The organism is Streptomyces sp. NPDC111507, from assembly GCF_055638955.1.
Window position 1 is genome coordinate 225821 of record NZ_JBVKBU010000013.1, and the last position, 11995, is coordinate 237815.

Genomic DNA, 11995 nt, shown 5'->3' on the forward strand with positions numbered 1-11995 from the left:
ACCAACTTCCTTGAACACGAACGAAGTTGGCTCGGAGTAACAGATTCCGCACAAGGGATCACCCTGCGCGTCGGATGGTTCGATTCCGTTCGCTCCCGGGCGTGACTCCGGCCACAGATCGCCCGTTGTCATCTTCATGAGCCGGGACCCCCGGATTCATGGGCCGGGAGCCACCCGGCATCGCCACGCACCGCATCCCGAGGAGCCACCCGTGCCGCGCATGCTCGACGTCAGCGACGACGTACGCGCCGAGATCGGCGACGAAGAAGCCGACCGGCTGCTCGCCGGAGAGAACACCCCGGGCAGTTACGACTGCACGTCCTGCCGCACCCCGGGCGACTCGGAACAGGAGCGCACCAGCACCGTCCTGTTCATCGGCGACGAGACCGCCGTCCTCGCCTTCGCCCACGCCACCTGTCTGCCCTCACAGGTCGTCCAGGTCACCGAGGAGCAACTCCAGGGCGCCGTCCGCTCGATCAACCCCGACGGTGTGCCCGCCCAGGCCGCGCCCGAGCAGGCCGTGCTCGGCGTCACCAGCGGACTCGTCCTGATCAGCGGCGAGTTGCACCCCGCGCTCGTCGTCGAGCCCACGGGGCCCATCGTGCGGCCCGGCTCGACGGACATCGGTGACGACTTCCTGCCGCTCCTCATCGAACAGGGGTTCATGCCGGTGACCGAGCTGAGCTCGGTGCCGCCGGTGCTGCACGGGTGGTCCGTACTGCTCGCCATGGGGCAGCTGCACGCCGTGCTCCAGCCGGGCACGGGGGGCGGCTCGCCCGTCGCCTGGTGGCAGGCACACCAGGCGCTCCAGGTCGCGGAGAGCTGGCGGGCCGCCGCCAACAAGCACCAGCAGGTGCTGCTGTTCGCGGCGCCGGTCGGGTCGATCGGGCGGCAGCCGCGGGAGGATCTGCTGCGGGACGCGCTGGACAAGGCGGCGGCGAACGGGAAGTTGGTGGCTGCCGCGATGCCGCTCGCCGGAACGTGAGCGTTCCACCGGGTTGAGCCGGGTGCGGGGGTGCGTGGTCGGCTGCGGGTCGTGTGCGGCTGGTCGCGCAGTTCCCCGCGCCCCTGAAGGGCCCCGCCCCTGGCAGGGTGGGGGGAAGCAAAGGTGTGACCGCATCTGTTGGGCTGTGGGGTCGTTGGCACATACGTGCACACCTACGACGCCCCCCGCCGCCAGCCCTTCCAGCCGATCCCGGCCGCGCGAGCGGCTCAGGATCCTCCGGGCGGCCCCTCGGCCACGCCGATCTATGACGCGCTCTACGCCGAGTGGGTCAGATCGTTCAGGGCCCTGCCCGGCGACCGCCACGGTGAGGACCAGCTCGGCTTCACGGCCTTCGGGATCCTGACACAGGGTTCCAGCGCGTACGGCGGATCCTCGTACCCCTCGTCGTACAGCTCCTACAGCGCGGGGGCGTACTCCGCGCGCAACGGCGGCTCCCAGCACGGTCACGGCGCGTCGACGACCGGCGTCTGGCAGCCGGTGGCGCGCCAGCACGGTACGGGACTGCACCCCATCCCGGCCGCACTGCCACCCGCGCCCCGCAGGGGGCTGTGAGCAGAAACGGTTGAACAGGTGAGGGGCGGCTCCCCCGGGAGCCGCCCCTCACCTGTCGCTACGTCACTTCTTCTTGGCGCCGCGCTTCTCACGCACCCGTACGGAGATGTGGATCGGCGTCCCCTCGAAGCCGAACTCCTCGCGCAGCCGGCGCTCGATGAAGCGCCGGTAGCCGTGCTCGATGAAGCCGGAGGCGAAGAGCACGAACCGCGGGGGCTTGGTGCCGGCCTGCGTCCCGAAGAGGATGCGGGGCTGCTTGCCGCCGCGGACCGGGTGGGGGTGGGCGGCGACGAGCTCGCCGAGGAAGGCGTTCAGACGGCCGGTCGGGACGCGGGTCTCCCAGCCGTCCAGGGCCGCCTCGATCGCGGGGACGAGCTTCTCCATGTGCCGTCCGGTGCGCGCCGAGACGTTCACCCGGGGCGCCCACGCCACCTGGAGGAGCTCGGTCTCGATCTCCCGCTCCAGGTAGTAGCGGCGCTCCTCGTCGAGGGTGTCCCACTTGTTGAAGGCGAGGACGATCGCGCGGCCCGCCTCGACGGCCATCGTCACGATGCGCTGGTCCTGTACGGAGATGGTCTCGGACGCGTCGATCAGGATGACCGCGACCTCGGCCTTCTCGACGGCGGCGGCGGTGCGCAGCGAGGCGTAGTAGTCCGCGCCCTGCTGGAGGTGGACGCGCTTGCGGATGCCCGCCGTGTCGACGAACTTCCAGGTGATGCCGCCTAGTTCGATGAGCTCGTCGACCGGGTCACGGGTGGTGCCCGCGACCTCGTTGACGACCACACGGTCCTCGTTCGCCACCTTGTTCAGCAGGGAGGACTTGCCGACGTTCGGGCGGCCGATGAGGGCGATGCGGCGGGGGCCGCCCACCGCGGTGCCGAAGGTCTGCGCCGGAGCCTCGGGCAGCGCCTCAAGGACGGCGTCCAGCATGTCGCCGGTGCCGCGGCCGTGCAGCGCGGACACGGGGTGCGGCTCGCCGAGACCGAGGGCCCAGAGGTACGAGGCGTCGGACTCGCCGCTCATGCCGTCGACCTTGTTGGCGCACAGGACGACGGGCTTGCCGGCCTTGCGGAGCAGGCGTACGACCGCCTCGTCGGTGTCGGTCGCGCCGACCTTGGCGTCGACGACGAAGACGACCGCGTCGGCGGCCTCGATCGCGTACTCGGCCTGCGCGGCCACGGACGCGTCGATACCGAGGACGTCCTGCTCCCAGCCGCCGGTGTCGACGAGCTTGAAGCGGCGGCCCGCCCACTCGGCCTCGTAGGTGACGCGGTCGCGGGTGACGCCGGGCTTGTCCTCGACGACCGCCTCGCGGCGGCCGATGATCCGGTTCACCAGGGTCGACTTGCCGACGTTGGGCCGGCCGACGACGGCGAGGACGGGCAGCGGGCCGTGGCCCGCCTCGTCGATCGCGCCCTCGACGTCCTCGATGTCGAAGCCCTCTTCCGCGGCGAGCTCCATGAACTCCGCGTACTCGGCATCGCCAAGCGCCCCGTGCTCGTGCTCGGCCGGGCCGGCCGAGCCGTCGGGCTGGATGTGGTCGTTCATGAAGTCCGTACCTCGTCGTTCATCGTGGTGATCGGTGGACCGCCCGCATATCGGGTGATCCACTACTCAAGTGTCGCCTAGTGCCCGGTGGGGCGCCCGGCGTTTTCCGGGCGTCCGGTCAGACGCCTGGCGTGGTCCAGGTGGGCGCTCAGCTGCTTCTGGATGCGGGCGGTCGCCTCGTCCAGCGCCTTGCGGGTACGCCGTCCGCTGCCGTCGCCCGCCTCGAAGGGGTCTCCGAAGACGACGTCGACCCGGCTGCGCAGCGGGGGCAGCGCCTTGGTCAGCCTGCTGCTCTTCTCGGAACTTCCCAGGACCGCCACCGGGACGATCGGCGCGCCGGAGCGGACCGCGAAGTACGCCAGTCCGGCACGCAGCGAGGCGAAGTCGCCCTCGCCGCGGGTGCCCTCCGGGAAGATCCCGAGCACGCCCCCGGACGACAGGACGCCGAGGGCGTCGGTGATGGCGGTGCGGTCGGTGGTCTCACGGTCCACCTTCAGCTGGCCGATGGCGAGCAGGAAGGGGTCGAGCGGGCCGATGAAGGCTTCCTTCTTGATCAGGAAGTGGGTGGGGCGGGGCGCCACGCCCATGACCATCGGGCCGTCGATGTTGTGCGAGTGGTTCACGGCCAGGATCGCCGGGCCGGTCGCGGGGACCTTCCAGGCACCGAGCACGCGCGGCTTCCACAGCCCGTACATCAGGCCGACGCCGATACGACGGCCTACCTCGGCGCCTCTCTCGGAGGGTGCGGTCACTTGGCGGCCCGCTTCTCCTCGACGAGGGTGACGACGCACTCGATGACCTGCTGGAGCGTGAGGTCGGAGGTGTCCACCTCGACCGCGTCGTCCGCCTTGGCGAGGGGGGAGGCCTTACGGCTGGAGTCGGCGGCGTCCCGCTTGAGCAGCGCCTCGCGGGTGCTGTTGACGTCCGCGCCCTTCAGCTCACCGCTGCGGCGGGAGGCACGCGCCTCCGGGGAAGCGGTGAGGAAGATCTTCAGATCGGCGTCCGGCAGCACGGTGGTGCCGATGTCGCGTCCCTCGACGACTATCCCCAGCTCGGCGGTGGCCGCGATCGAACGCTGCAGCTCGGTGATCCGGGCGCGCACCTCGGGTACCGCGCTGACCGCGCTGACCTTGGAGGTGACCTCCTGGGTGCGGATCGGGCCCGCGACGTCGGCCCCGTCGACCGTGATGGCCGGCGCGGACGGGTCGGTCCCGGAGATGATCTCCGGCTTCCCTGCCACGTCGGCGATCGCGGTCGGGTCCGTGACGTCGATGCCGTTGGTCACCATCCACCAGGTGATCGCCCGGTACTGCGCGCCCGTGTCCAGGTAGCTGAGGCCCAGCTTCGCGGCCACGGCCTTGGAGGTGCTCGACTTGCCCGTGCCGGAGGGGCCGTCGATGGCGACAATCACTGCCGGGGCGGGCCGGGCGGCGCCGTTTTCCACGGTGGGAACACCTTCCTGGTGCGGGGTGGAGGTCTGTGCGGGGCACGATCGCGCCCAGCACAAGGTTACTGTCTCCCCAGACCCCGCATTACTGGCCCTTCCCGGGCCCACCGCACGGGCAGAGCCGACGTCGCCCCGGAGCAGTCCGCCCCGGGCCAGTCGACGGCCCTACTGCCGCAGCGCCCAGCCCCGTTCCCGCAGTGCCGTGCTCAGTACCGGTGCCGCCTTCGGGTCCACCATCAGCTGGACGAGGCCGGCCTGCTGTCCGGTCGCGTGCTCGATGCGTACGTCCTCGATGTTGACCCCGGCGGCCCCCGCGTCGGCGAAGATGCGGGCCAGCTGGCCGGGCTGGTCGTCGATGAGGACGGCCACCGTCTCGTACGTCAGAGGCGCGGCACCGTGCTTGCCGGGGACGCGGACCTGGCCCGCGTTGCCGCGGCGCAGGACGTCCTCGATGCCGCCCGCGCCCTCGCGCCGCTTGGCCTCGTCGGAGGACTGGAGGGCCCGCAGGGCCTGGACGGTCTCGTCGAGGTCGGCGGAGACGTCCGCGAGGAGATCGGCGACCGGGCCCGGGTTCGCGGAGAGGATGTCGATCCACATCCGGGGGTCGGAGGCCGCGATCCGGGTCACGTCACGGATGCCCTGCCCGCACAGCCGTACCGCCGCCTCCTCCGCGTTCTCCAGACGCGCGGCGACCATGCTGGACACCAGGTGCGGCATGTGGGAGACGAGCGCGACCGCGCGGTCGTGGGCGTCGGCGTCCATGACGACCGGGACGGCACGGCAGTGCGACACCAGCTCGAGGGCGAGGTTCAGGACCTCGGTGTCCGTGTCCCGGGTGGGGGTGAGCACCCAGGGGCGGCCTTCGAAGAGGTCGCCCGTCGCGGCCAGCGGACCCGACTTCTCGCGGCCCGACATGGGGTGCGAACCGATGTACGCGGAGAGGTCGAGGCCGAGCGCCTCCAGCTCGCGGCGCGGTCCGCCCTTGACGCTCGCCACGTCGAGGTAGCCGCGCGCGACTCCCCGCCGCATGGCGTCCGCGAGTGTCGCCGCCACGTGCGCCGGCGGTGCCGCCACGATCGCGAGGTCCACGGGCCCGCCGGGCGCCTCGTCGGTGCCGGCGCCGAGCGCGGCCGCCGTACGGGCCTGCTCCGGGTCGTGGTCGGTGAGGTGGACGATGACGCCCCGCTGGGAGAGCGCGAGGGCCGCCGACGTACCGATCAGCCCGGTTCCGATGACGAGCGCGGTTCTCACTGGGCGATGTCCTTGCGCAGCGCGCCCGCGGCACCCAGGTAGACGTGCGCGATGTCGGCGCGGGGCTTGTCGGACTCGATGTGCGCGAGGACCCGTACGACCCGGGGCATCGCGCCTTCGATGTCCAGCTCCTGCGCACAGATCAGCGGTACGTCGACGATGCCGAGCTTGCGGGCGGCGGCGGCCGGGAAGTCGCTGTGCAGATCGGGCGTCGCGGTGAACCAGATGCTGATGAGGTCGTCGGTGGTGAGACCGTTGCGCTCCAGGACGGCGGTGAGCAGCTCGCTGACCTGCTCGTCCATGTGGCCGGCCTCGTCCCGTTCCAGTTGGACGGCGCCCCGGACCGCTCGTACCGCCACGGTGTCACTCCTCGCTGAGCCGAGCTACGTACCTGTCGTATCTCGTCGTATGTCGTCGTGTCTCGTCTTGTCACACCAGCGTAGTCAGGCCGCAACGCGCGAGTGCGCGACGCCCGCCTGACGAGACGGCCGCCGCGCACGGAAAGAAGCACGTCTCAGAGCGACTGCTGCTTGATGAGGTCCTCCAGGGAGGCGCCCGGCTGCGGCAGCTCTCCGCCCGGAGTCAGTTTGTCGACCGCCTGGGGCAGGTGCTGGGCGATCTGGTCCGCGGCCTCCTGCTGGCTGACGCCGGCCTGTGCGGCGACCTCCTGGAGGGTGTTGTCGGGCAGGGCCTGGGCGATCTGCTCACCGCTGACGGGCTTGTTCTCGCCCGTGCCGATCCACGACTGGGCCTGGTCCATCAGACCCGACTTGGTGAGCATGTCGAGCAGGCCGCCCAGAGGATTGCCGCCGGCCGCCTGGCCACCACCGCCGCCCAGGGCGCCGAGCAGCGCGCCGAGGATGTTGCCCGCGCCGGAACCGCCGGTACCGCCCTGGCCGCCTCCGCCGAGGAGACCGCCGAGCAGGCCGCCGAGATCGTTACCCGCCATGGTCACGCCTTTCGAGAGGTGCGTTTCGGGGAGTGTCTGGAGAGTGTCCTTCGGGAGTGCGACCGGAGGCAGACCACCGCCAGGCCCGGGCCTCCGCCAATGTGACCCGAATCGCCCTGTTCCGCCACTTGTAGTGAGAACACACCCGTGCGCCTCTGGACGCCGGGGCACGGGTCCGCTCTCATGGCAGGAGACCCGCCTCGGGGGAGGCCCGCATGGCCCGTATGAAACGCCCAGGACCGCTGCTCACCCTTCTGGCGGGGCTCCTGCTCGCCGTGTTCATGCTGACGCTCAACGCGACGACGGGGACGACGAACGCGTCCTCCTCGTCCCAGGAGGCCTCACCCAGCGCCACGCCGCGGACGAGCCCGCCACCCACCACTACGCCGCCGTCGTCGAGCCCCCCGCCCCCTACGAAGAGCGCGCCGCCGAACGCCGACTACGCGGGCCGCACCGACGACAACTCCTCCGCGGTCGCGGTCTCCCTGCGGGGTGGCAGGGCGATCGCGTACTTCTGCGACGGCCGGAGCAAGGAGTCGTGGCTGAAGGGCGACGTCAAGGACGACGGCACCATGCGGCTCACCGGCAAGAACGGCGCCAAACTGAACGGCACGCTCAAGGACGGCAGGAGCATCCGCGGCACCGTCGACCTCGGCGGGCAGCGCTACGCGTTCACCGCCGACAAGGCGGTCAAGCCGTCCGGGCTCTACCGCGCGACCGCCGGCGTGCGCGGCGCCAAGCTCGACGGCGGCTGGATCGTGCTGCCCGGCGGCAAGCAAGTCGGCATCCTCGACCGGGACGGCAAGCCCGCGGCGGCGCCGACGATCGACCCCCGGACCGGCACGGTGACGGTCGACGGACAGACACTCACCGCCTCGCCCGTCACTCCATGACCCGTTGCTCCAAGACCCGTTCGTGAACCCTTTCCTGATCGGGAGCCGATATGACCGTGGATCCGAACGCCGCCACCCAGGGCTTCCCCTCTCCCCCGCCCGCCCACCGCCGCCCGGGCGCGGCCCGCTATCTCGTCCCCGCCCTGGTCGCCGCGGCGGTCGCGGTCGGCCTCGGCGCCTACGGCAAGGGGCACCACCCGGCGGGGACCGCCTTCAACCTGGCGGGCTTCAGCAGCACGGGCGCGGTGAAGTCGTGGCTGGCGACGACGGCCTTCGGCTTCGCGCTGGTCCAGTTGGTCTCGGCATTCATGGTCTACGGGAAGCTGCCCGGGCCCAGCTGGGCGCCGACGCTGCATCGCTGGTCGGGACGGGTCGCGTTCCTGGTGGCGGTGCCGGTCGCGGTGCACTGCCTGTACGCGTTGGGCTATCAGACGTACGAACCGCGGGTGATGTGGCATTCGCTCCTGGGTTGCTTCTTCTTCGGTGCATTTAGTGCCAAAATGCTCTTGCTCCGCTCGGAGCGACTGCCCGGCTGGCTGCTGCCCCTGGTCGGAGGACTCGTCTTCGTCGTCCTCACGGCCATCTGGCTGACGTCGGCTCTCTGGTTCTTCCGTACGTTCGGAGTGACGACATGACGAACCCCCCGGCTCGGCGCACGGTTCTCGGAACGGGCGCGGCCTTCCTGCTCGCGGGGTGCAGCAAGTACGGCGACAGCAACAGCTCGCCGGCCTCCGCTCCCACCGCGACCCCCTCCCCGATCGCCTCCTCCAAGCCCTCGCCCGGCAAGGAACTCGCCGAGAAGAGCGACATCCCGGTCGGCGGCGGCAAGGTCTTCAAGGACCAGAAGGTCGTGGTCACCCAGCCGAAGAAGGGCGAGTTCAAGGCCTTCTCGGCGATCTGCACCCATCAGGGCTGCACGGTGAACAAGGTCGCCGACGGCACCATCGACTGCCCCTGCCACGGCAGCAAATACCGCATCACCGACGCCTCGGTGGTCCATGGGCCGGCCCCACGCCCCCTGCCCGCGAAGAAGATCACGGTGAAGGGAAATTCGATCTTCCTGGCGTGAGCGGGCACGTACGCTCCGGGGCATGCATTCCGATGCCCCGGTGTCCCTGGTGCGCGACCACACGATCTACTCCTGCGTGATGGGTTCGCGCGCCTTCGGGCTGGCCACGGACGGCAGCGACACGGACCGCCGGGGTGTGTTCCTCGCGCCGACCCCGCTCTTCTGGCGCTTCGAGAAGCCTCCGACGCACGTCGAGGGGCCGGCCGAGGAACAGTTCAGCTGGGAACTGGAGCGCTTCTGCGCCCTCGCGCTGCGCGCCAACCCGAACATCCTGGAGTGCCTGCACTCCCCTCTCGTCGAGTACGTCGACGACACGGGTCGCGAACTCCTCGCCCTGCGCGAGGCGTTCCTCTCCCGCCAGGTGCACGACACGTTCGCCCGCTACGCGCTGGGTCAGCGCAAGAAGCTGGACGCCGACGTCCGGCAGCACGGCGCCCCGCGCTGGAAGCACGCCATGCACCTCCTGCGCCTCCTCATGAGCTCCCGTGACCTGCTGCGCACCGGCGCGCTGACGATCGACGTCGGCTCGCAGCGCGAGGCTCTGCTCGCGGTGAAGCGCGGCGAGGTCCCGTGGCCCGAGGCCGAGGCCTGGATGTCCCGGCTGGCGGCCGAGACGGACGAGGCGGCCGTCCACAGCCCCCTGCCCGCGGAACCGGACCAGGCCCGCGTCGAGGACTTCCTCCTGCGCACCCGCCGCGCCTCAGCCCTCCGCGCGGACTTCGAAGCTCCCCGGACCCTCCAGCCGGACCCGGACGACGAACGCGTGCAGGGCGTCGTACGCGGACGGAGCGTCCGGCAGCGCTGAGGCGTCCTGCGCCAGGTCCAGCACGCCGTGCAGTCGCTCCACGTCGGCCGCCACACGCACGAGGTCGACGTCCGCGTCCCCGTGCTCCCGCTCCGCCTTCGCCGCGATCAGGTCGGCCAGATACACGGGAGCCTCCCCGACCTCCGCGGCCAGCGTGCGCAGATCGGCCTGCACCTCGCGGCCGCGCATCAGATGAATGCCGGTGAGCAGCACTCGGAACGTGTAGAGCAGCGGCTTGAGTTCACCGGTCTTCTCGAAAAGCCGCCACTGGGTCGCCGCGAAACCCCGGTAGTGGTGGGCATGGTGGGAGGTGAGGACTCCGGGGGCGAGCGAGACCAGCTCGCGGTGCGCCTCCCCGGTGTGCACGACCAGGGGCGAGAGCAGCTGCTCCAGCACATAGCCGTTTCGCCGCAGCATCAGCCGTACGAACTTGCGCAGGTCGTGGGTGACGAGGTCCATCTCGACGCCGTCCCGGTGCCACATCCGCGACCGGGTCTCCTCCGGCTCGCGCAGGCCGACCAGTTCGGCCGTCGGCAACAGGTGCACACCCCGCAGGTCGACATCCGAGTCGCGGGACGGGAAGCCGTACAGGTGCGCCCCGGAGACGGTGGCGAACAGCACCGGGTCGGGCTGCTCGGCCACCACACCCGCGAGGTCGATGTCCAGGACGTCGTCGATCATCGTCCAAGCATTCCAGAGCCGCCTCTCAGGCGTCCCAGAGCGCCCCCAGCGACATGAGGTCGCTCTGGTACTCGATGCGGTCGGCCCACTCCGTCGGCCAGGCGTCGGAGCCGTGGTGGGCGCCGGCGAACGCGCCCGTGAGACAGGCGATGGAGTCGGAGTCGCCGGAGGTGCAGGCCGCGCGGCGCAGCGCGGTGACGGGCTCGTCGACGAACTGCAGGAAGCAGAGCAGTCCGGTGGCGAGCGCCTCCTCGGCGATCCAGCCCGCACCGGTGGCCAGGCACGGGTCGCTCTCGGGCGAGGCGGTGCGCACGGCGTCCTGAAGGCGGTCGAGGACCTCCAGGCACTCGTCCCACCCGCGTTCGATGAAGTGCTCCGGTGTGGGGTCCTGGCTCCGGGTCCACAGGTCGCCCAGCCAGCGGGAGAGGTAGCGGCCGCGGTTCTCCTGGGCGTACGCGCGCAGGAGGCCGATCAGTTCGGCCGGCTCGGCGCCACCGGCGAGAAGCCACACGGCGTGGGCGGTGAGGTCCGAGGCGGCGAGCGCGGTGGGATGGCCGTGGGTGAGCGCCGCCTGCAACTGCGCGGCGCCCGAACGCTGTTCCTCGCTCAGCCCCCGTACGAGCCCGACGGGCGCCACCCGCATGTTGGCCCCGCACCCCTTGGAGCCGATCTGGCTGGCCTCCTGCCAGGGCCGGCCCTCGGTCTTCAGGAGGTTGCAGGCCACGAGGCAGGTGCGGCCGGGCGCGCGGTTGTTGTCGGGCGACTGGTACCAGTCCACGAACTCCTCGCGCACCGGCCGTTCCATCCGCAGCGGTGTGAGCAGGCCGCGGTCCATCGCCGTACGCAGCCCCCGCCCCAGCGCCAGCGTCATCTGCGTGTCGTCCGTGACGATCGCGGGCCGCGGCAGCTTCATCTCCCGCCAGGGGCCGAACTTGGCCAGGATCGAGGGGACGTCGTTGAACTCGGTCGGGAAGCCCAGCGCGTCACCGAGGGCGAGACCGAGCAGGGATCCGGTGGCGGCGTGCTTCGCGAGCGTCGGGGTGGTGGTCATGAGGGCCGTCCTTCCGAAGGGGGGCGCAGCAGGGGGGGCAGCAGGGTGGTTGCGCCGCCCGCACGGTAGAGCGCGGCGGGTTTACCGCGGCCCCCGGTGAGGCGTGCGGCGCCCGGGACCGGTTCGACGAACCCGGGCGTGGCGAGGACCTTGCGCCGGAAGTTGGGCCGGTCGAGGACGGCGCCCCACACCGTCTCGTAGATCCGCTGCAGCTCACCGAGGGTGAACTCGGGCGGGCAGAAGGACGTGGCGAGACAGGTGTACTCGAGCTTGGCGCCGACGCGTTCGTGGGCGTCGGCGAGGATGCGGACGTGGTCGAAGGCGAGCGGGCCGGCCGAGCCGTACGGCAGCCAGCGGGCCTGTGCCGCGTCACCGCCGCCGTGCGGCTCGGGAGGGTCGGGGAGCAGCGCGGCGAACGCGACGGAGACGACCCGCATTCTCGGGTCGCGGTCGGGTTCGCTGTAGGTCCGCAGCTGTTCCAGGTGGAGGCGGGAGAGGTCCGGGATGCCGGTCTCCTCGGCGAGTACACGCCGGGCGGCCGTCTCCGCGGATTCCTTCGGCAGCACGAAGCCGCCGGGCAGTGCCCAGCGGCCGGCGTACGGTGCCTGCCCCCGTTCGACGAGCAGCACCTCGAGTGCGCCCGCGCGGACGGTCAGGACGGCGAGGTCGACGGTGACGGCGAAGGGTTCGAAGGCGTACTTGTCGTAGCCCTCGGGAGCGAGGCCTTCCCTTGCGCGCAAGTC

The 11995-nt window shown here is 71.3% G+C and carries 15 protein-coding genes; 6 read left to right on the plus strand and 9 right to left on the minus strand.

What is annotated here, in order from left to right; translation table 11 throughout:
• The first annotated feature begins 211 nt into the window (after positions 1-211).
• Together ACZ7M2_RS38185 and ACZ7M2_RS38190 are read left to right on the plus strand one after the other, a co-directional pair.
• Positions 212-985: a hypothetical protein gene (locus ACZ7M2_RS38185; protein ID WP_471599176.1), complete on the plus strand. Its 774-nt coding sequence runs from the start codon at positions 212-214 to the stop codon at positions 983-985.
• 165 nt (positions 986-1150) lie between these two features.
• Positions 1151-1558, plus strand: a complete 408-nt coding sequence (locus ACZ7M2_RS38190) for a hypothetical protein (RefSeq protein WP_471599177.1) — start codon at positions 1151-1153, stop codon at positions 1556-1558.
• Between the two features lie 63 nt (positions 1559-1621).
• Here ACZ7M2_RS38190 and der read toward each other — a convergent pair whose 3' ends face one another.
• The 6 genes from der to ACZ7M2_RS38220 all read right to left on the minus strand — a co-directional run bounded on the left by der (position 1622) and on the right by ACZ7M2_RS38220 (position 6753).
• The gene (der, locus tag ACZ7M2_RS38195) at positions 1622-3106 is read right to left on the minus strand and encodes a ribosome biogenesis GTPase Der (protein WP_352051368.1); all 1485 of its coding nucleotides are present in this window, start codon (positions 3104-3106) and stop codon (positions 1622-1624) included.
• A 77-nt stretch (positions 3107-3183) separates the two neighbouring features.
• On the minus strand, positions 3184-3897 hold the full coding sequence (locus ACZ7M2_RS38200; protein WP_352051367.1) for a lysophospholipid acyltransferase family protein: 714 nt from the start codon (positions 3895-3897) through the stop codon (positions 3184-3186).
• A complete protein-coding gene (cmk, locus tag ACZ7M2_RS38205) occupies positions 3855-4550 on the minus strand; it encodes a (d)CMP kinase (protein ID WP_471599178.1) in 696 nt (231 codons plus the stop codon). Before cmk ends, ACZ7M2_RS38200 begins: the two co-directional genes overlap by 43 nt.
• A gap of 168 nt (positions 4551-4718) precedes the next feature.
• Positions 4719-5804 (minus strand): prephenate dehydrogenase, encoded by a 1086-nt coding sequence (locus ACZ7M2_RS38210; protein ID WP_471599179.1) that lies wholly within the window; start codon positions 5802-5804, stop codon positions 4719-4721.
• Positions 5801-6163, minus strand: coding sequence for a chorismate mutase (aroH, locus tag ACZ7M2_RS38215; RefSeq protein WP_054234458.1), 363 nt, complete (start codon positions 6161-6163; stop codon positions 5801-5803). The genes ACZ7M2_RS38210 and aroH overlap by 4 nt, the downstream gene beginning before the upstream one ends.
• Positions 6164-6318: 155 nt before the next feature.
• Positions 6319-6753, minus strand: coding sequence for a YidB family protein (locus ACZ7M2_RS38220; protein WP_471599180.1), 435 nt, complete (start codon positions 6751-6753; stop codon positions 6319-6321).
• A gap of 224 nt (positions 6754-6977) precedes the next feature.
• Here ACZ7M2_RS38220 and ACZ7M2_RS38225 point away from each other — a divergent pair, with 224 nt between their 5' ends.
• The 4 genes from ACZ7M2_RS38225 to ACZ7M2_RS38240 are packed head-to-tail and all read left to right on the plus strand — an operon-like array spanning position 6978 to position 9520.
• Positions 6978-7646: a hypothetical protein gene (locus tag ACZ7M2_RS38225; protein ID WP_471599208.1), complete on the plus strand. Its 669-nt coding sequence runs from the start codon at positions 6978-6980 to the stop codon at positions 7644-7646.
• A 50-nt stretch (positions 7647-7696) separates the two neighbouring features.
• Positions 7697-8281 carry a DUF6529 family protein gene (locus ACZ7M2_RS38230; RefSeq protein ID WP_471599181.1) on the plus strand — a complete coding sequence of 195 codons (585 nt, stop codon included), beginning with the start codon at positions 7697-7699 and terminating at the stop codon, positions 8279-8281.
• Positions 8278-8715, plus strand: coding sequence for a Rieske (2Fe-2S) protein (locus ACZ7M2_RS38235; RefSeq protein ID WP_471599182.1), 438 nt, complete (start codon positions 8278-8280; stop codon positions 8713-8715). The genes ACZ7M2_RS38230 and ACZ7M2_RS38235 overlap by 4 nt, the downstream gene beginning before the upstream one ends.
• 22 nt (positions 8716-8737) lie before the next feature.
• On the plus strand, positions 8738-9520 hold the full coding sequence (locus tag ACZ7M2_RS38240; RefSeq protein ID WP_471599183.1) for a nucleotidyltransferase domain-containing protein: 783 nt from the start codon (positions 8738-8740) through the stop codon (positions 9518-9520).
• On the opposite strand, the gene ACZ7M2_RS38245 is transcribed toward ACZ7M2_RS38240, so the two are convergent.
• The 3 genes from ACZ7M2_RS38245 to ACZ7M2_RS38255 are packed head-to-tail and all read right to left on the minus strand — an operon-like array spanning position 9416 to position 11992.
• Positions 9416-10201, minus strand: coding sequence for a nucleotidyltransferase domain-containing protein (locus tag ACZ7M2_RS38245; RefSeq protein WP_471599184.1), 786 nt, complete (start codon positions 10199-10201; stop codon positions 9416-9418). The genes ACZ7M2_RS38240 and ACZ7M2_RS38245 overlap by 105 nt on opposite strands.
• 25 nt (positions 10202-10226) lie before the next feature.
• Positions 10227-11252, minus strand: coding sequence for an ADP-ribosylglycohydrolase family protein (locus tag ACZ7M2_RS38250; RefSeq protein WP_471599185.1), 1026 nt, complete (start codon positions 11250-11252; stop codon positions 10227-10229).
• The gene (locus ACZ7M2_RS38255; protein ID WP_471599186.1) at positions 11249-11992 is read right to left on the minus strand and encodes an NUDIX hydrolase; all 744 of its coding nucleotides are present in this window, start codon (positions 11990-11992) and stop codon (positions 11249-11251) included. Before ACZ7M2_RS38255 ends, ACZ7M2_RS38250 begins: the two co-directional genes overlap by 4 nt.
• Between the last annotated feature and the right edge of the window lie 3 nt (positions 11993-11995).